Source organism: Nostoc edaphicum CCNP1411, assembly GCF_014023275.1.
Classification (GTDB): domain Bacteria; phylum Cyanobacteriota; class Cyanobacteriia; order Cyanobacteriales; family Nostocaceae; genus Nostoc; species Nostoc edaphicum_A.
The window spans coordinates 1,245,883-1,264,419 of record NZ_CP054698.1 but is presented as its reverse complement, the minus strand read 5'-3'; the positions used below and the strand labels follow the sequence as shown (position 1 = coordinate 1,264,419).

The following is an 18,537-nucleotide window of genomic DNA, read 5'->3' as shown; positions in this document are numbered from 1 at the left end:
TTGATGTCAACTTAAGTCAAAAACCTCGTTCCTAATCGAAAACTGGGAACGAGGGCAATCTTTGGTTAAGTCAGTTGGGGTAAAAATTTCACATAGAGAGAAGGGGAAAATTTTACCCTTCTCTTTTTAATTGCCTTTACTTAACTTGGGAGCGATCGCAATGGTAAGGATAAAGCCACTCACACCTAAAGAGTCCAAATGTATGTTTCTCAAAAAAGGTTCCTGCGTGGCGGCTACGTGATATATCGATCCCAGCTTTAGTTTTAATCTCATATAGCCAGGGAAAGGCTACTACTAAAACAGCTATGACAGTGAAGAGGTAGAAAAACGTCGTTCTAATATTGAGGAATTTTTGCGAATTGCTATTGTGATTTTGAGGCATAGATAATGAGAAACTAATAGCTCATACCATCGTAACCTAAAGCTCAAAATATCGCCGGAAACGAGGATCAATTTTGTCTGTTTTCTGCTGATTGCAGGTAAAACAAAGAGTTTGGAGATTGCTGATATCGTTTTGACCACCACGGGCAAGGGGAATGATATGGTCAATGCTAAGGTTAGTTTCTACAGTGGTTTTACCGCAGCTTTGGCATTGATATTTGTCACGTTGAAAAACATAAGTTTTTACTTCCGGTGGGATACGAATGCGGGGAGTTTTGCTCATTTCTTTAGTTGCGAAGAAATCCTTCCAAGCTAGGTACGTCTACCCAACTTGCTTTGGTATGAGATTCATGGGATAAATCCATCAACAACTGAGAATAAATTCCTTCTCGTAGGGATGGTGTAATTTCCTGATTGCGGTCAATTCCTTGCACCCATTGGTCTACTACGCGGATAAATGCCGAAATGCGTCCATCAGCATAATTTTTGGGGAAAATTAACCGATTTGGTATTTCTATTTCTGTTAGAGGTTTACCTGGCTGGGAACCCCAAACACGAAAACCATGTATATAATCTTTTTGATTTTCACTACCCACTATTAATGTACCGCGATCGCCATATACTTCTACCCAATGGGTTCTTGGTGCATGAACAACTGCACTGATAGAAAGTTGGCAAGGTGTACCATTAGCTAATTCCAGCGTTAATATACAGTTGTCATCTGTATTCACTGGCTTGGATTCCCCACTAACAGGGTCAACTCGCGTAGGAATAGCAGTAGTTAAATGGGCGTTTAATCTACGGACTGGCCCGAATAACCAGTGAATATAATCGAAGGCGTGGGAACCTAAAGATCCTAATGCACCACCTCCTTTATCCTTTTCAGAATACCAATTCCAAGGGCGTGAAGTATCAGCACGAGAAGAACCTAACCAATCAATTTTAATTAGGCGTAACTCTCCCACATAATCTTGTGACAATAATTCAGCAAATAACTGCCATGCTGGGACAAAGCGAAATTCAAAATCTACAGTTGCAATGGTGCTTTTTGCTTTTGCTAACTGATAAAGTTCTTTAGCTTCAATTGCATTTAAACTTGTCGGTTTTTCTAATAATAAATGTTTTCCAGCTTGCAGTACAGTTTTTGCCATTTCATAGTGCAAAAAGGGTGGCGTGGAGATGCTGACTGCTTGCACTTCTGGTAATGCCACAATATCTACAAGAGAGTCAGAGGCGTGGCGGATATTATGGGATTCTGCTATGGCTTTAGCTTTATTTATATCTCGATGATAAACAGCAACTACCTCAGTCCGAGGATGTGCTTGAAATCCAGGAATGTGGACTTTTTGACCAAATCCAGTGCCTGCGATCGCAACTCCAATCATATTATTATATACTCCCAGATTTATACAAGTTATTATTTATTTAATAATATCATTTTGTCTATTATATAGTTTAGGATTATATTATGCTAAAACTCTATACCATAAAGTGAACAAATGAAAATATAACATTTTAATGTTTATTTGAGAATAATCGATATTAAATCATTTCTTATCGTAAAATTCTAACTGTTAAAGGGTAACGATAATGCTCTCCATTGTAAGCTTTGACAGCCGCAAAAGTTACTAAGAATGATTGGAGTAATAGCTTTAATGAAATCAAAGATATAAGAAAAAACAATAAGCTGTCTAAAGTAGTTTTTATTTCATTAAATGAACCATTGGTAGCCAGTGCCAGACTAAAGCTAATTAACACTAAAAACAAAGAGATTACTATAAAAATCAAAGTATATAATGTTAAAGAAATTTGAAAATTTAGTGATTCCTTTCCTTGCAAATCAATCCAGGGATATTGTGATTTTTTAAATTTCCAGATGAGGAGTGGGGCTAAAAGATTGAGGGGTAAATATAAAGGGATGCCAATAAATACCAAAAAGCATAATAATATCCATCCCAATAAAGCTGATAAATGACACAACATCGCCCATATACGCATTTGTTGTTTAGGTTTTGCTCTCATGGCTTTTTATATGTAAGTGGATTTACCAGACAGTTCTCCACTGTAATTATCTATAAAAAAGCCAAATAAGAGTTTAAAATCTGAGTATTTCTCGGTCATAATTTTCGGGAAGAGGTTCTATTTCCCAGACTATGCCTTCTCCTGGTAGCAGCGCAACTTCTACGTAAAGTTGTTCTACAGCAGATATAGCAATATCTTCGTTGTTGGGAAAAGGCTGTAAATCTTCAGTGAGTAGTCGGAGTTTAAAACCACCAGGAATAGCTGCACCCACTGTCCGGTTGCGTAACTCAAAGCGCCAAACAGTCGCGTCTGGTTCGCCTTGTGGTGTAATCAGCAATTCATAAATTTGACCTGCGTAGGCGTAGCCCACCGCAGGTATCGCCAGTTCACGAGATAAAATAGATTCTGGTTGCCTTTGGTCAACACTCCGCGCCCCAGCCGCACTCAGTTGTAAATCAAAGCTTCCCCAACCGGCAGCTTCAGCAACTTGGGAAACACCGCTTTGCAACCATTGGAGAACCGACCACTGTTCTGGTAGTCCCAAGCGTCGTTGATATAAGCTTTTTCGCCACCCGCCATGTGCAATTAACCCTCCCCATAATTGAAAAGGGATAGCTAGTCTCGGTGTAAGTATTTCTGGATTTCCCAGACGAGTAATTAAGTTTTGTGCTTGTGGTTGCGGTATGGGAAGAATCTCTTCAATAGCGCTACGTGTTGATTCTTCTAAACAAAGTTGCCGCGCCACAGCTAAAACACTGATATCATTGATGATGTCAGCAGCATCAAGAGAATAAGTGCGATCGCCTGGATCATAACTACCCTGAGATTTGAGTTGTGTATGGGTGCAATAACCCCAAACTCTAACATAGCCTTCATCTGGTTCTACCTGCACAGCTAAGTAGTAATCACCTACCCAACTGGGAATATCCACCCATTCTTGCGGTACTCGCAATTCGCTTAAATCAATTGTCTCACTGGGAATCAAGATAAATCGAGTTGCATCTAAGGTGATTGCAGTTCCATTTACTATTTCCCAGAAACTCGATAAAACATTTGTATTTGGCCAGACCTTTGCTTGAGGCGTGAAATCTTCTTGTAACCATAGCAAAATAGCACTTAGGCAAAGTTCATTAATATAACCTTGATAGCCAGAAGTGGGGTTAGAAAAAGATTGACTGTAAACATCCGCTTGATTTTGGGTGGCGGTAGGGATTTCTAAAATCAGGTCAGTTGGGTTAGCAAAAGTAAATATAGTAGTCATGGGGATTAGGGATTAGGGATTAGGGATTGAGGATTGAGGGATTGGGGGAGAGGTTACAGGTGAAAGGTGATAGGGATTGAAGAAGAATTCAGAGGTCAGAATTCAGGAGTCAGAATCAAGACGCTCGCGGACTCGCTAACGCTGCGCTATCAGTGGGGGATTCAGACCCGCCACTGTCTTGTTGACCACTAAATCTTCGATTTAGTGGGGGTGCAAAAACGCCCTTGATTCATCCGCCAGTCGCACAAAATACCCAACTGAATTCTGGCTCCTGACTCCTGAATTCTGTTTTGATAATCTGTACCCTGTAACCTGTACCCTATTCCCTTCTTCACTCCCTAGTAATAATTTCTCAGCCATTCTTCCATGACTGTATTTATATTTTTGAGTAGGTCTGAAGTAATAGAAATATGCAAATTATCTTGACTCCAGTTAGCCAAAGACCGCAACAAAGCTTCCTGTGCTTTTTTTAGTCGCCGCGAGACAGTATATTGCTGCATTTGTAATTGTTTGGCAATTTTGTCTTGAGTTAGCTCTTGCCCATAGTAAAGTTGTACAATCTCTTGTAATTGCGGTTCAAGTTGAGCGATCGCTACAACTAAAACTTTGTTAATCTCAGTTTGCTGAGAAATTCTAGTTTGTTCTTCTTCTTGGGCGACAATTTCATTGATTAGAGATTCTTGTTGACCTCCCGTAAGATTGTCCAGCCACTCCCAGGAATCATCGCCACCTTTGGGAGTATTCAGAGACTCCGGGGTGGGATAACAATACTTGCGTACAGATTTAGCAGCATTTAGCAGCCATTTTTCCAAAGTTTGGGGATTGACTTGCTGACTACTTTGTGAATTATAAGCTTTAGCGATCGCTTCCCAAACTTTATCGTCGGGTCGAGAAAGTTGGCGAGAAGTACCAGTTTTTGTAGGAATATATAGGGTTATGAAACAATTCCAAGCAAGGATATAAGCATTAATATTTTCTGGGGATAAACCAGCATTTTGCAAAGACTCCACCAAAAGCTTTTTAGTGATTTTTCGCAATAGTCCCCAATCTGTACAAATGTCAACTTCCCTCTTTTGGCGTAAAGTTTCGCGGATAGCACCGCTAAAGATGGCATTGGCGTAGTTTTTTAAGGTAAAACCTTGATTGGGATTAAAACCTTTGAGAACTTTATCAACTTGTGCGATCGCAATCTGAAAACAGTCTGACAGTTTATACTGAGTACTGGCAAAACTAGTAACCGTCTTTTGGGATACCCAATAGCAAGGTTCTTGCAAATAAGCTATGAGATGTTGCCTAGCTATTGACTCAGTTTCGGGAAGCTGCCAAAACTTATACCAATAAAGTGCCCAAAAGTATTCAGAAGTTTCTTGTGGTGTGCGGTTTAGACAACTTTGAATGCTGCGACGCAAATTTGATTCCGTCCCCCAACGACTAAAGCGTTCGCCAGCAAATTGGACAAAAGTTGAAAAGATTTCAATGATGCCTTGTCGAGGTTGCATAAAAATTGGAAAATCCCAAATAAAATCTAGTACACTGTGGCAGAAGTTAGCTTATTTTATAACAAAGGGTTTAATACCAATTCTCTGTAAAGCTGCGTATTATTTTGACCCCTCCCAACCTCCCCTTTATAAGGCTACGGTGTACACACAAGTCTAATTACCCCCCTTAATCCCCCCGATGCATTGGCTACGGTGTATACACAAGTCCTAAAAACCTAGCTTGATAAGACTTTCCTCGTTCCCAGTCTCCGACTGGGAATGCATTCATTGAGTCTCTGACTCAATGCCAGATTGGAGGCAGAGCCTCAACGAGGAGCATTCCCATGCAGAGCATGGGAACAAGATAAACGAGAGAACAATGAAAAATCAAACTTTTTTGACTTGTGTATACACCGTAGGATGCATTGGGGGGAAATAGAAAATCCAGTTCCCTCCCCTTTGCAAGGGGAGGGTTAGGGTGGGGTAAAACGCTGGTTAATCTAAAACGTTTTTTTACCGACAAGAAGACTTTTCAAACATCCTCTTAGACTTAACTGAGAAGCGTCTTACTCGCGGTCTAAATACGTAAAATCTACTGCGACATTGCAACATTCCTTATCAACATTGCAACATTCCTCATCAACATTGCAACATTCCTCATCAACATTGCAATGTTCTTCATCAAGATTGCAATATTCCTTATCAACATTGCAACATTCCTCGTCAACATTGCAATGTTCCTCATCAACATTGCAACATTCCTCATCAACATTGCAATATTCCTCATCAACATTAAAGCAATTGTGAAGAAAAACAGATACAGGCTAAAAATTAAGAAAAATTACTCAGACTTGATTGTATTTATTAAAAAAATACAATTATTCCCTAATTTTACTGAACCAGAAAACAGCCTTAGTAAGGCAAAGTAGCTTTATAAGCATCTTTAAGGAATATATTTATGTCTCGTAAAAAACGTACATCTAGTGTTCTCAAGAAAGCTGAATTGAGATCCGCTGGACTGAAAGCAATTGATTCCAATATGGATTTTGGTGATAATTGCGATTTGCAAAACTTGACTAAATCAATTGAGCAGTTACGGACTATGCTTGATGCTTATAACACTGCTTTAACTGTCATTGACTCTTCCAAAACTAAAATTGATGAGATGGAAAAAATTTTAAGCAATCTTACAGATAAGATGGTAAGGGGAGTTGCTTTTAAATATGGCAAAGACAGCAGCGAATATGAGATGGCGGGTGGCATTCGTGATAGTGAACGTATTCGCAAAAGCAGATTGAGCCGCTTGAAAGCTGTTCCAGAAGAAATATCAGATGAAAATGCTAAAACTGCTTAATAAAGTACGACAGTAAGCAGTAGGAAAAGAGTAAAAAAGATTCTCGCAAGGGATGTGGAGAATGAACAAACGCTACATTGTTTATTAAAACCTGTTTTTTTACTCCTGTAATTGCCTATAGTGAAGCGTAACCTATCGGAATTTCTTCTATCTACTGATACTCTTTGATAAGTAAGAATTATATACAGCTACTATCAGGCATTTTCACACATATTAGATTATGCGGTTTGTAGTATAGTCTCATCTTTTATAATGCTGAAAACACTGCAAAATGGGAGTTTAAATAATTTTACTTGTCTAAATACTGATTAGAGTTTATAGTGGTACGGTGTTTTCCGTTCCACTTGACTCGGCAAGTTTATACCATGATTTATTCTCGCAAATTACAAAAGTATTTTGCAGGTTTTTCTGCATCTGTAATCTTAGTAGCTGATTTAGTACTCACCCAAAAAACTCCTCCAGCTTTAGCCCAAACGGTAAATTTATCCATTGGGAATCCTGTAACATTTAGTTGCAATGATAGTGAAGCGACAATTAAAGGTAAAAATGGGCCCAGAGTACTTAATGGGAAAACCAATATTTACATTGGTTATCAGCAACTTTCAAATAACAAAAACCCTATAACTATTCGCTTCAATAATGGGATAAAAGCATGGTGTCGTACTGATTACGAAACAACCAGGGACGATGGTACAGGTTACGGATTGTATTGGAATGGAAGTAATGTTTTATATGGCGTTTACTCTTCTACTGGTAGTCAATCTGGTAATGATTTTCGCCGTTTTGCCATTGGACGTTGGTTGCCTAGCTATGGTAGCGGAGGCGGGCCAAAAGTCGCAGTTATAGCCCGGATTAATCCAGCTAATGGCGATGTTTCCGATGCCACATTTTTATCTGCTAGAAAGGCGGATAATGGACAAACTAACTCTTTAGTTGTCAACAACCTATCATGGAATAGCATAAATTCGACTTTGACTGTGCAAGCAAAGTCATGGTGGACTCCCCGTCGCGCTAATACAAATTCTATGAGTTGTTCTGGTTCATCACCTTATCAATATACAGCCATATTTACTGGTGACTTAAGAAAGATGAACTCGGCTTCAGCAAATACTTGTAGTTAAAAAGTTAGGATTCAACTCTCAAATTGAAGAAGCGTATTTTTTAAGTTGTTTGAGAATTGAAAAAAGCCCTAGCAAATAGAATTCACGGCTACACAAATACAGCAGTTATTTTTTGCATAAAGTACAAAGATACGAGCTTTGAGGCAGGAAGTACAAACTCTTTCTCTCTGATGCGTGAGTCCTGCATTTTGTACCTCAGTTACTTGTAAACTGCTGTAAGAGCTACACCAACTTGAGTTAATAGAACATAAAGCTTTTTTAACCCGCCTGTGCGGGTTTTGTCTGTGTCAATGTAGTTTCTAACCGCCAATTGAACTTCTGATTTCTACCTCCTGAATTCTGCTGTATCTATCCCTAATTTTTCCCATTTGGACGCTGAATAATCGTCTCCACCACGCGCCGCTTCGCCTTTGGATCAATCCCTACCAAACGCACATATTCACCGCTATATTCTGTGAGAGTTGATTCCAAATTTGAGATTGCATCAGACTCAGCATCAATGTGGCTATTAACACAACTTTGCCAAGAACCTGTGCGAAAACGGCGCTCATCTACGTGTTCAATACTAATTTTGTAACCTTGAGATAATAATTGCCGAATCTGTTCTTGTGTCTCTAGAGTCAAATGTGGACTTGACGCTTGCTGTTTCTGGAATCCATTAGTTTTTACTTCTTGAGTTGCACGATTTGACGGTTGACTAATTGGTGTTACAGCAGCAGGTGGTGCAGATTGATTATAATTACCACCTCGATTTAGTCGGTTGTAATCATCAACCAAGTGGGAATTTTCCACCCGTTTTTGTTCACCAACCAGGAAGTTACCAGACTCGATTAAATGAGACAGCCTGAAATCTGGCTTTTTAAATTCTGGTGGCCCTTGAGTGCTGTTAACCACATTCAAGGATACCTGCTCAAAACCTACCTTATGAATGTAGTGGCGGATTTGTTCGTCATAAATGCGCGATCGCAAAGCGCTAAAAAAGTCAATGGACTGATTGATAAAAGTATCAACTAGCTGTTCAACTTCTTTTTGTGACAGTCCATCCGGTTCAAAAATCCCCTTGACAATTCCCACCTTGTCGTCTCTATCTGGTTCCCAGTAGAATTTCTCCATCCGTCCATCCCGAATTAACGGTGCATAGAGGGTAGAAAAATCATTACCTGTGACAATAATCGGCACACGATGCAAAGGTGTGGAATCATAACTTCCCGGCAACTGCACATCTGTGGGATTATCAGCAATATTCATCAGTGTGGCATTTACCAACTGCGTATTGACGGTATATTGAGTACCTTCATCAAAACGTCCAGCACCAGCATCTAAATCGTTAATCATCAGTACACACATTTTGCCGCGTACTTTGATCAGTTCCGCTGTTTCCCGATAGCGCAGCCGAATCAACCGCGCTGGATCTCCTGCATCTGGACTTTCCAATTCGCCGCCAGACACATGAGTTACTTCAATACCCATTTTCTCGAAGACTAATTGACATTGAAATGTTTTGCCTTCACCTTTGCGTCCATGAATACCCAAAATCACGGGAACTCGCACGCCAGGAAGTTTCAGGAAATTTTTAGTGATGTGGACAGCAAGTTTGTCCAAAAAGCGGGGAGCGATGTAGTAACCCATGAGCTTGTATGATGAAAAATTAACACTTCTAAGGTTAATGTTAAGTTTTTTTTGAGGATAGCGATCGCTTTTCTTTCATATAGGACACAGTTTAGCTACGCCTAAGCGCAGCTAAACCTAGGCATTGCCGCAATCAGTTTAAATTTTATAGAGGAATGTTACACAGTTATTTAACTTTGGGAATTCTACTATTTTGCAATTTCTCTAAGGAATAGCTTGTAGTTAGGCGATAATAATTACATTTGCCAATAAAAGCACAGTTATGATCTGCTGCCTTAATTCAGATTGCCACAATCCGCCCAATAGCGATCGCACAATGTTTTGCTTCAACTGCGGTACAGGATTGGTAGTGCTGAGAAACCGCTATCGCCCGATTAAATCATTAGGTGCTGGGGGATTTGGTAAAACTTATTTGGCAGAAGATATAGACAAATTGAATCAAAAATGTGTCATTAAACAATTTGCACCACAAGTGCAAGGAACTGGCGCACTGCAAAAAGCCACAGAATTATTTGAACAAGAAGCAAGGCGACTCGAACAATTAGGCGAACATCCGCAAATTCCCACACTATTGGCGTATTTTGAGCAAGAGAAGCGTCTGTATTTAGTGCAGCAATTTATCGATGGGCAGAATTTATTGGCTGAATTACAACAGCAGGGAATGTTCAACGAGCAAAAAGTCAGAGAATTATTGCTCGATTTGTTAGATATTCTCAAAACAGTTCATCACCACAAAGTTATTCACCGCGATATCAAGCCAGAGAATATTATTCGTCGTGGTGATGGCAAGTTGGTACTAATTGACTTGGGTGCATCCAAGCAACTGACAGCAACAGTGATAACGCAAATAGGAACAACCATTGGTTCCTTTGGTTATGCGCCACTGGAACAAATGCAAGGAGGTGAAGCTTACCCAGCCAGTGATTTATATAGTGTTGGTGCAACTTGCTTTCACCTGTTGAGTGGAATTCACCCTTGGGAACTTTGGCAACGACAAGGTTATGGTTGGGTTACTAATTGGCGACAATATTTGCAGCAACCAGTAAGTCAAGAATTAGGGCAAATCCTGGATAAGTTGTTGAAAGAAGAATACCAGCAGCGTTATCAGTCGGCGGCGGAAGTTTTACAAGCGTTAAATTCACAGCCAATACCAGTAACTCAGCCTCTTACACCTCCAATTACTCCATCACCCCGCCAAAAAAATTCTATTCCGATATATCTTTTTGTTATTCCATTAATTGTATTGATAGGTGGTGGTACTGTTTATTTGCTAGGGCTGACAAATCCAATAAGAATAGAACAGAAAAGTGCTGTTGCTTACTATAAAGAAGGATTAGAAAAATACAACAACAAAGATTTTCGCGGTGCAATTGAAGACTACACTCAAGCCATCAAAATTAATCCCAACTATGTAGATGCTTACATAAACCGGGGTTTAGCTCACGATGATTTAGGAGATAAGCAAGCAGCAATTGAAGATTACAACCAAGCCATCAAAATTAATCCTAACTATGCACTAGCTTATTACAATCTGGGTGTAGCTCGGTCTGCTTTAGGGGATAAACAAGCAGCAATTGAAGATTACAACCAAGCCATCAAAATTAATCCCAACTATGCAAATGCTTACTACAATAGAGGTATAGCTCACGATGATTTAGGAGATAAACAAGCAGCAATTGAAGATTACAACCAAGCCATCAAAATTAATCCTAACTATGCATTAGCTTACATTAACCGGGGTGTAACTCGCTCTGCTTTAGGAGATAAGCAAGCAGCAATTGAAGATTATAACCAAGCCATCAGAAATAATCCCAACTATGCACTAGCTTACTACAATCGGGGTGTAGCTCACGATGATTTAGGAGATAAGCAAGCAGCAATTGAAGATTACAACCAAGCCATAAAAATTAATCCCAACTATGCACTAGCTTATTACAATCTGGGTGTAGTTCGCTATGAATTAGGAGATAAGCAAGCAGCGATTGAAGATTACAACCAAGCCATCAAAAATGATCCTAACTATGCAAATGCTTACTACAACCTGGGTTTAGCTCACTCTACTTTAGGAGAAAAGCAAGCAGCAATTGAATATTTTCGTAAATCTGCCGATTTGTATAAACAACAAGGAAAAGAAAGTGACTATGAATCTGCTCTAAAACGCATTACACAGCTTGAGAAATAATCAGATTACCAACTTGTTAAAAAGTCAGCAATATTATTTGCAAAAGAGAAAAATTATAGTAATTAGACTTAATCAAGATGACCACTGTAGAAATTGACCAGTTACGGGAACAAGACGCTATCAAGAATTGTTAGCTAAACTCAAATAAAAGAGAATTGACACAGATAATTTGTAATTGCTGCCGTTGATGGTGCATTATGCTGTCGCTACTGGCTATGTCTAAGAGGATATTTGAAAAGTCCTCTTGTTGGTAGCAAAACGTTCTAGATCCCCCTAAATCCCCCTTAAAAAGGGGGACTTTAATTCCGGTTCCCCCTTTTTTAAGGGGGACTTAGGGGGGATCAACAAGTGACTAAAATCACAGCTAACTACTTTTCAACTCTCTACTTGTTTATGTGTCCTAGCGCCGATGCTGATAGATACTTATGATGATATGGAAATTAAAAATTTAACTATGGAAACACAACCGATACAAGTAATTGGAGGTGGACTAGCTGGGACAGAAGCAGCTTGGCAAATAGCCCAAGCTGGAGTGCCAGTAATTTTGCATGAAATGCGTCCAAAGCGATTTAGTCCGGCTCATCATACAGAACATTTGGCAGAATTAGTCTGTAGTAATTCCTTTGGGGCAATGGCAAGCGATCGCGCGGCGGGATTATTGCACGAAGAGTTACGCCAACTCGGTTCGATTGTCATCTCAAAAGCTGATGAACACGCCGTTCCTGCCGGTGGGGCGCTAGCTGTAGACAGAGGACAATTTGGCCAAGATTTAACTGAAACTTTAGCAAGTCATCCTTTAGTTGAATTTCGTCGGGGTGAAGTGTCTGCAATTCCTGAAGGGATTGTGGTTTTAGCAACTGGGCCTTTAACTAGTCCTGATTTAGCAGAAGATTTGCAACGCTTTACAGGGATGGAATACCTAAGCTTTTTCGATGCAGCTAGTCCGATTATCGTGGGAGAATCGATTAATCGTGACATTGCTTTTATGGCATCACGTTATGACAAAGGTGAAGCTGCTTATCTCAACTGCCCAATGAATAAAGAGCAGTACTTGCACTTTCGGGAAGAACTCTGTAAAGCTGAACAAACAGAACTCAAGGGTTTTGAACGGGAAACAGCGAAATTTTTTGAAGCTTGTTTACCCATAGAAGAACTAGCACAGCGGGGGGAAGATACCATGCGCTACGGCCCCCTCAAGCCAGTGGGATTATCAGATACTCGCACAGGGGAACGTCCTTATGCTGTGGTGCAGTTGCGACAAGAAGATAAAGCTGGTCAACTGTGGAACATGGTAGGATTCCAAACTAACCTGCGCTGGGGTGAACAAAAGCGAATATTTCAGTTAATTCCCAGTTTAGAAAAAGCAGAGTTTGTGCGGCTGGGAGTAATGCACCGCAACACTTTTATTAATGCTCCCCAATTAATGCATCCTACCCTGCAATTTAAAGAGCGTCCCACATTGTTAGCCGCTGGACAGTTGATTGGTACTGAAGGCTATACAGCTGCGGCTGCGGGTGGCTGCTTGGCGGGAATTAATGCAGCAAGATTAGCTTTGGGTAAAGAAGCTTTGGTTTTACCACCAACAACAATGATGGGTGCGTTATTGGAATTTATTAGTTCCGCTTCGCCGAAGCATTTCCAACCAATGCCACCCAACTTTGGGATTTTCCCCGATTTAGGAATGAAAATCAAAAGTAAACCAGAGCGTTATGGACGTTACCGCGATCGCTCTTTAGCTGATTTGGCAACCTGGAAAGCTAATCATAATTAATGGGCATGGGGCATGGGGCATTGGGGATTGGGAATTGGGGATTGATTATTCCCCTTGTTTCCCGACTCCCTATTTTTTAACTAGTTCCGTGGGTTTAAGTCCCTCGGTTCAAAAATCACGCAAGTTTTGTGTTGGGGTTAAATCCCCATTACGAATTACGAATTACGAATTATTTTAATAGTGACTAATCCATGTACACCTAGCGCTGTAATTACACCTCCCAGTAATCCCCAGGTACCATCGGCAAATACGTTGATGCGATGAATGTAAGTGCGATGATAGGCATACTCTAACTGTCTATCATTGACTTTCCCGACCTGTACCAGGTTTTCCACATTATTTTCAGCTTTGATCAGTGCTGCATAATCGAGATTAAACCAATACAACGATACTCCCACCACCGCCAAACCTGGAAAAACTAAAGTAATTAAGAGAATTGCTATACGTGCGTTCATATACCTCACCCGCTGACCAGTTTTAATTAAAAATTAAAGATTAAAAATTAAAAATTGAAAGAAATAATAATTTTTAATTAATTAATTCTGGGTACAAGCCCCTACTGATAGCGCAGCGTTAGCGAGTCCGCGTACTCTTACAGAGAAGCAAGCTACGCGCAGCGTCTCGTAGAGAGCGTCTTGCAATTTTTAATTTTACATTTTTAATTTTTAATTGGTTTGACATACCTGCTCAATGCTGACACAGTTGGAATCCTTGTGTTACAACTTGGCAGACCAATTTAATAATGTGTTGGAGTGGGTGAATCAGATTTTGGGAATAATCCTCATAGTGTTTGAAAGCATCGTTTTAGTTGGGCTTCGCACTATGAGAGGGCGATTTCTAGGAAAAAAGCAGATTTATTGCTGTTTCTCTATTGCATTTTGCTGCATTCTGTGGATTTGTTTGGCACTAATTCCAGCCAACGCAACATCTACAGGGTCTATTGATACTCTGCGACAACAGCAGCAACAAATGAACCAGCAGCAGCAGAGTGTGGTTAACGAGCGCGATCGCTTAACTAATCTCCAACAAGAGGCCCAAAAACACCTCACTGGTTTAAAGCAAAATCTGCAAACTACAGATAGCTATCTTCAAGAGAGTGAATCACGATTACAACTCGCCACCCAACGCCTCCAGCAATTGGAAACCGATTTAGCTGTGGCGGAACGTTCCTATCAAGAGCGGCAAATAGCAACAGTAGCACGATTGCGTTATCTCCAGCGATCGCCTGCATCCGCTGGATGGGCGGTTTTGTTGCAAAGTCAAAATATCAGCGACTTTATCAGCCGTCGTCATCAGTTGAAGTTAGTGTTTCAGGCAGATCAGAAAATTTTGGTAAAACTCAACACCCAAGCAAACCTGATTAATCAACAAAAAACGGACGTAGAACAGCAAAAAAACGAAATTGCTTTAATTCGTGAGCAACTTTTAGCACAAAAATCCGATTATCAAACTCAGGCGCAATCGCAATCAGAATTGATTCAACGCCTCAATAGCGATCGCCTAGCCTTGGAAGCCGCACAAAATCAGCTAGAGAGGGAATCCAAAAATCTGGAAGTCTTGATTCAACAAAAAGTAGCAGAAGCCCAAGCAAAAACCAACAGCCGGACAAGCGTGATCATTCGCGGAACTGGTGTCATGGCATATCCTAGTAATGCTTCTACTAGCAGTCCCTTTGGCTGGCGGATGCACCCTGTTCTCGGCTATCGTCGTTTTCACGCCGGCTTAGATTTTGCCGCTAGCTATGGCAGTACAATTCGGGCAGCCGATTCGGGAACAGTAATTTTTGCTGGGTGGTATGGTGGTTATGGCAGAGCAGTAATTATCGATCACGGCAATGGCATTACAACACTGTACGGACATAGCAGTGAATTATATGTTGCTGACGGACAAGCAGTTGAACGCGGACAAGCGATCGCAGCTGTTGGTTCCACAGGTTTATCGACTGGCCCCCACCTCCACTTTGAAGTTCGTCGCAATGGTACACCCGTAGACCCGACTAATTATCTTTAAGGCTGAAAATATGATCACAGACATGCTATAATAGTGAAGATTAAGGGCGCGTAGCTCAGTGGATAGAGCAACAGATTCCGGTTCTGTGGGTCGGGGGTTCAAATCCCTCCGCGCTCGTTACCTTTACAAGACTAAGCACAAAATCGAGAGGTCATTTTCTCTCATAGGATAAACCCAATTTACCCTATGAAACAGAATGGTAACCGATAGTCTGGAATACAAAAATATAGTGTGCGTATGTGGTGAGTGATATAACACTACACATCTTCTTTTCTGATTCAGTCTCTCACCCGTATACCTACCCCAAACTTTTCTTGAAAAATAAAACAACGGCGCATTTGTTGGGGAGAATTCCTAAAGTAGAGGTAGAAGCTAAACCTTCCCTATTAGCAGCGCATAGATTTGATGCAACTAGGATTTTTGTGGAGCGCAATTAATTATGACTGCTTTAACCTTACAATTACCTCCTAATCTGCAATTTACTGATGAGGAATTTGCACAGATTGTAGCTGTGAATAAAGAATTACGACTAGAGTTAACTGCTGAAGGGGAATTAATTATCATGTCACCCACTGGGGGAGAAACGGGAAACCGTAATTTTGATTTATTAGGTCAGATATGGTTTTGGAGCAATCAGAATAAACTCGGAAAAGCTTTTGATTCTTCTACTGGGTTTAAACTGCCAAATGGGGCAACTCGTTCACCTGATGCTTCTTGGGTAAAGATAGAAAGATGGGATGCTCTTACCCTAGAACAAAGAAAGAAATTTCTCCCTTTGTGTCCTGATTTTGCAGTGGAATTAGTTTCTGAAACTGATGATGTGGAAGATACTAAAGCCAAAATGAAGGAATACTTAGCAAATGGCTTACAACTGGGTTGGTTAATTAATCCTAAAGATAAACAAGTCATAATTTATCGCCCAAATCTTGCACCGGAAGTTTTACAATCTCCTACACGTTTATCGGGTGAAGGTGTTCTCCCTGGTTTTGTTTTAAATTTACAGCAGATTTTTGCATAGATGACTATGGTTTTTCAGTACACTAACGCATTGATCGCCATAGCATCGGTTAATTGCGATAACTTAGTAAGTTTCTATACTAAATTGCTGGAGCAAAAGCCAGTTACTTTGATTCCGAATGTCTATGCTGAATTTAATTTGGTTAGTATGCGATTAGGTATTTTTAAACCAAAGAACACAAACGAATCTGAATTTGAAACGATGTCTAATGCCAAAAGTAAGATAAGTTTGTGTTTAGAGGTAAGTAACTTAGAAGATGCGATCGCTCATCTAACTGCTTTGGGCTATCCTCCACCAGGAGACATTTCCATTGCTTCCCACGGCAGAGAAATTTATGCCTATGACCCTGATGGCAATCGTCTGATTTTACATCAAGCTGCTAGAGGGAGTCATTAGTCATTTGTCATTGGTCATTTGCAAAGGACAAAGGACAAAGGACAAAGGACAAATAACAAATAACAAATAACAAATAACAAAGGACAAAGGACAAATGGCTATAACTCAAAACTATAGATTAAACCTGATTCAATGGTATCCAGGTCACATTGCTAAAGCTGAAAAGAAACTCAAAGAACAGCTGAAGCGCGTAGATGTGGTGTTTGAGGTACGAGACGCCCGGATTCCCTTAGCGACTCACCATCCCCAAATGGCTGAGTGGGTGGAGGGTAAGACACGGGTGTTGATACTAAACCGAGTAGATATGATTACGCCGCAAATGCGATCGCTGTGGATAGATTGGTTTAAACGTCAGGGGGAAGTCCCTTATTTTACAAACGCTCAACATGGTAAAGGTATAGCAGAAGTAGCGCGGGCAGCGCAAGCCGCTGGGGTAGAGCTAAATCAAAGAAGAAGCGATCGCGGAATGTTACCCCGTCCAGTGCGGGCTGTAGTGATTGGTTTTCCCAATGTTGGTAAATCAGCTTTGATTAACCGTCTGTTGGGAAAGCGAGTTGTGGAAAGTGCAGCTCGTCCTGGGGTAACTCGCCAACTCCGCTGGGTGCGAATTTCCGAACATTTGGAATTGCTAGATGCTCCTGGTGTCATCCCTGTAAGATTAGAAAATCAAGATGCAGCATTAAAATTAGCTATTTGTGATGATATCGGTGAAGCATCCTACGATAATCAGCTAGTAGCAGCAGCCCTAGTGGATTTACTAAACTATTTGGAAGCTGTAGCCGCAGATTTATTACCAAAAAAACCATTAGAGTCCCGTTACCAACTCGATTCGACGATATCAGACACCGGAGATATCTATCTGCATGCCTTAGCAGAGCATCGTTACAAAGGTGATATAGAGCGAGCTGCAAGGCAACTTTTAACAGATTTTCGCAAGGGGTTGTTGGGTGAAATTAGTTTAGAATTGCCACCCAATTAGGTTAGGTTACAAGCATTTTAAGCCCGTTTTTGAAGTGTTTTACTAAACCCCTCACGCATAGGGTGAACGTGAGCGAACCTAGCGTTTTTACAACACCCTGAGCAAAAAATAAAAACAGCGAATCCGGCAAATTTACGGGTGTGGTTGCGTTACAAAAAGTGAGGAATACTTTGGCGCACTCGCCCACGCCGCCAAAGTCAGTACGAAAATTAAAATAGTCTTTACTAAAAGAACCCTCATCTGCTGTTGGCTCAAGAGAAGTTAGCAATTATCGGGGTAATATGATGTTTACAACAGGCTGCACCTACACACTCCAATAACAGCCCAGTCACAATCAAACAGACAATTCTATTTTGTACGTATTTGCGTAAAATTGTTTTGTTTGTACCCAAGACACCTAGAGCTAATATTCCTAATGTAAAAGAAGGTCAAGGAATAGAGTCAACTCGACGAGACTCAATCAATCGGCGTAGTAAAAAGCAAATTACTATTGGCCCTATTTTGAGACAGTAATACTAGAAATTACCTTAATACCTATTGTAGTAATTACATAGAAGCTTGTAGATTATCTTTCAAAGAAATAGTATATTAGCGGGTTACAACTAACCCTTAGCACCAGTAGCATATAACAAAACCTATATCACTTGCTACATTAAATGGTGTTTTAAGTTACATGATGATTAAAAACCCTTTAGTAATAATCCAACAACCAGAAGTTGGCAAGCTAATTTTTAAACTTCGCACAATCGTTGGTTTGACACAAGAAGAGTTTGCAACATCATTAGGTGTTACTTATTCCACAGTTAATCGTTGGGAAAATGGACATTCCAAGCCATCGCGCCTAGCTATGCACAGAATTGAAGAGATGTTAGCAAATATAGGTGTACAGCGAGAAGAGTTATTAGCAACATATTTACCAAAGAAGTTTTAAAGCA

Annotated in this window: 17 protein-coding genes and 1 tRNA gene; 10 read left to right on the top strand and 8 right to left on the bottom strand. The window is 40.4% G+C overall.

Features of this window, described 5'->3' with window-relative positions; genetic code table 11:
* Window positions 1-136 precede the first annotated feature (136 nt).
* From HUN01_RS35225 to HUN01_RS07935, 6 genes are all read right to left on the bottom strand, one after another.
* Window positions 137-382, bottom strand: coding sequence for a hypothetical protein (locus HUN01_RS35225; protein WP_238846083.1), 246 nt, complete (start codon window positions 380-382; stop codon window positions 137-139).
* Window positions 383-418: 36 nt separating this feature from the next.
* Window positions 419-664, bottom strand: coding sequence for an HNH endonuclease (locus HUN01_RS07955; protein ID WP_181930818.1), 246 nt, complete (start codon window positions 662-664; stop codon window positions 419-421).
* Window positions 665-668: 4 nt separating this feature from the next.
* On the bottom strand, window positions 669-1,766 hold the full coding sequence (locus tag HUN01_RS07950; protein ID WP_181930817.1) for a Gfo/Idh/MocA family protein: 1,098 nt from the start codon (window positions 1,764-1,766) through the stop codon (window positions 669-671).
* Between the two features lie 169 nt (window positions 1,767-1,935).
* The gene (locus tag HUN01_RS07945; RefSeq protein WP_181930816.1) at window positions 1,936-2,403 is read right to left on the bottom strand and encodes a DUF4870 domain-containing protein; all 468 of its coding nucleotides are present in this window, start codon (window positions 2,401-2,403) and stop codon (window positions 1,936-1,938) included.
* Between the two features lie 73 nt (window positions 2,404-2,476).
* Entirely contained in the window at window positions 2,477-3,664 is a 1,188-nt protein-coding gene (locus tag HUN01_RS07940) for a DUF1822 family protein (protein ID WP_181930815.1), read from the bottom strand.
* Between the two features lie 338 nt (window positions 3,665-4,002).
* Window positions 4,003-5,163: a sigma-70 family RNA polymerase sigma factor gene (locus HUN01_RS07935; RefSeq protein WP_181930814.1), complete on the bottom strand. Its 1,161-nt coding sequence runs from the start codon at window positions 5,161-5,163 to the stop codon at window positions 4,003-4,005.
* A gap of 937 nt (window positions 5,164-6,100) precedes the next feature.
* On the opposite strand from HUN01_RS07935, the gene HUN01_RS07930 reads away from it, so the two are divergent.
* Both HUN01_RS07930 and HUN01_RS07925 read left to right on the top strand, forming a co-directional pair.
* Window positions 6,101-6,496, top strand: coding sequence for a hypothetical protein (locus HUN01_RS07930; RefSeq protein ID WP_181930813.1), 396 nt, complete (start codon window positions 6,101-6,103; stop codon window positions 6,494-6,496).
* A 365-nt stretch (window positions 6,497-6,861) separates the two neighbouring features.
* Window positions 6,862-7,617: a hypothetical protein gene (locus HUN01_RS07925; RefSeq protein ID WP_181930812.1), complete on the top strand. Its 756-nt coding sequence runs from the start codon at window positions 6,862-6,864 to the stop codon at window positions 7,615-7,617.
* A 354-nt stretch (window positions 7,618-7,971) separates the two neighbouring features.
* Here HUN01_RS07925 and HUN01_RS07920 read toward each other — a convergent pair whose 3' ends face one another.
* Window positions 7,972-9,246: a RuBisCO small subunit-like domain-containing protein gene (locus HUN01_RS07920; protein ID WP_181930811.1), complete on the bottom strand. Its 1,275-nt coding sequence runs from the start codon at window positions 9,244-9,246 to the stop codon at window positions 7,972-7,974.
* A gap of 262 nt (window positions 9,247-9,508) precedes the next feature.
* Here HUN01_RS07920 and HUN01_RS35220 point away from each other — a divergent pair, with 262 nt between their 5' ends.
* Together HUN01_RS35220 and trmFO are read left to right on the top strand one after the other, a co-directional pair.
* Entirely contained in the window at window positions 9,509-11,428 is a 1,920-nt protein-coding gene (locus tag HUN01_RS35220) for a serine/threonine-protein kinase (RefSeq protein WP_238846082.1), read from the top strand.
* A gap of 454 nt (window positions 11,429-11,882) precedes the next feature.
* On the top strand, window positions 11,883-13,199 hold the full coding sequence (gene trmFO, locus HUN01_RS07905; RefSeq protein WP_181930810.1) for an FADH(2)-oxidizing methylenetetrahydrofolate--tRNA-(uracil(54)-C(5))-methyltransferase TrmFO: 1,317 nt from the start codon (window positions 11,883-11,885) through the stop codon (window positions 13,197-13,199).
* Between the two features lie 155 nt (window positions 13,200-13,354).
* Here trmFO and HUN01_RS07900 read toward each other — a convergent pair whose 3' ends face one another.
* On the bottom strand, window positions 13,355-13,654 hold the full coding sequence (locus tag HUN01_RS07900; protein ID WP_181930809.1) for a hypothetical protein: 300 nt from the start codon (window positions 13,652-13,654) through the stop codon (window positions 13,355-13,357).
* 367 nt (window positions 13,655-14,021) lie between these two features.
* On the opposite strand from HUN01_RS07900, the gene HUN01_RS07895 reads away from it, so the two are divergent.
* The 6 genes from HUN01_RS07895 to HUN01_RS07870 all read left to right on the top strand — a co-directional run bounded on the left by HUN01_RS07895 (window position 14,022) and on the right by HUN01_RS07870 (window position 18,533).
* Window positions 14,022-15,209, top strand: a complete 1,188-nt coding sequence (locus HUN01_RS07895; RefSeq protein WP_181932609.1) for a murein hydrolase activator EnvC family protein — start codon at window positions 14,022-14,024, stop codon at window positions 15,207-15,209.
* A 44-nt stretch (window positions 15,210-15,253) separates the two neighbouring features.
* A tRNA-Arg gene (locus HUN01_RS07890) sits at window positions 15,254-15,326 on the top strand.
* 322 nt (window positions 15,327-15,648) lie between these two features.
* Window positions 15,649-16,227, top strand: a complete 579-nt coding sequence (locus HUN01_RS07885; RefSeq protein ID WP_181930808.1) for a Uma2 family endonuclease — start codon at window positions 15,649-15,651, stop codon at window positions 16,225-16,227.
* 6 nt (window positions 16,228-16,233) lie between these two features.
* Window positions 16,234-16,623, top strand: coding sequence for a VOC family protein (locus HUN01_RS07880; RefSeq protein ID WP_181932608.1), 390 nt, complete (start codon window positions 16,234-16,236; stop codon window positions 16,621-16,623).
* Window positions 16,624-16,717: 94 nt separating this feature from the next.
* Window positions 16,718-17,602 carry a ribosome biogenesis GTPase YlqF gene (ylqF, locus tag HUN01_RS07875; protein ID WP_181930807.1) on the top strand — a complete coding sequence of 295 codons (885 nt, stop codon included), beginning with the start codon at window positions 16,718-16,720 and terminating at the stop codon, window positions 17,600-17,602.
* Between the two features lie 673 nt (window positions 17,603-18,275).
* Entirely contained in the window at window positions 18,276-18,533 is a 258-nt protein-coding gene (locus HUN01_RS07870) for a helix-turn-helix domain-containing protein (RefSeq protein ID WP_338044528.1), read from the top strand.
* Window positions 18,534-18,537 lie beyond the last annotated feature (4 nt).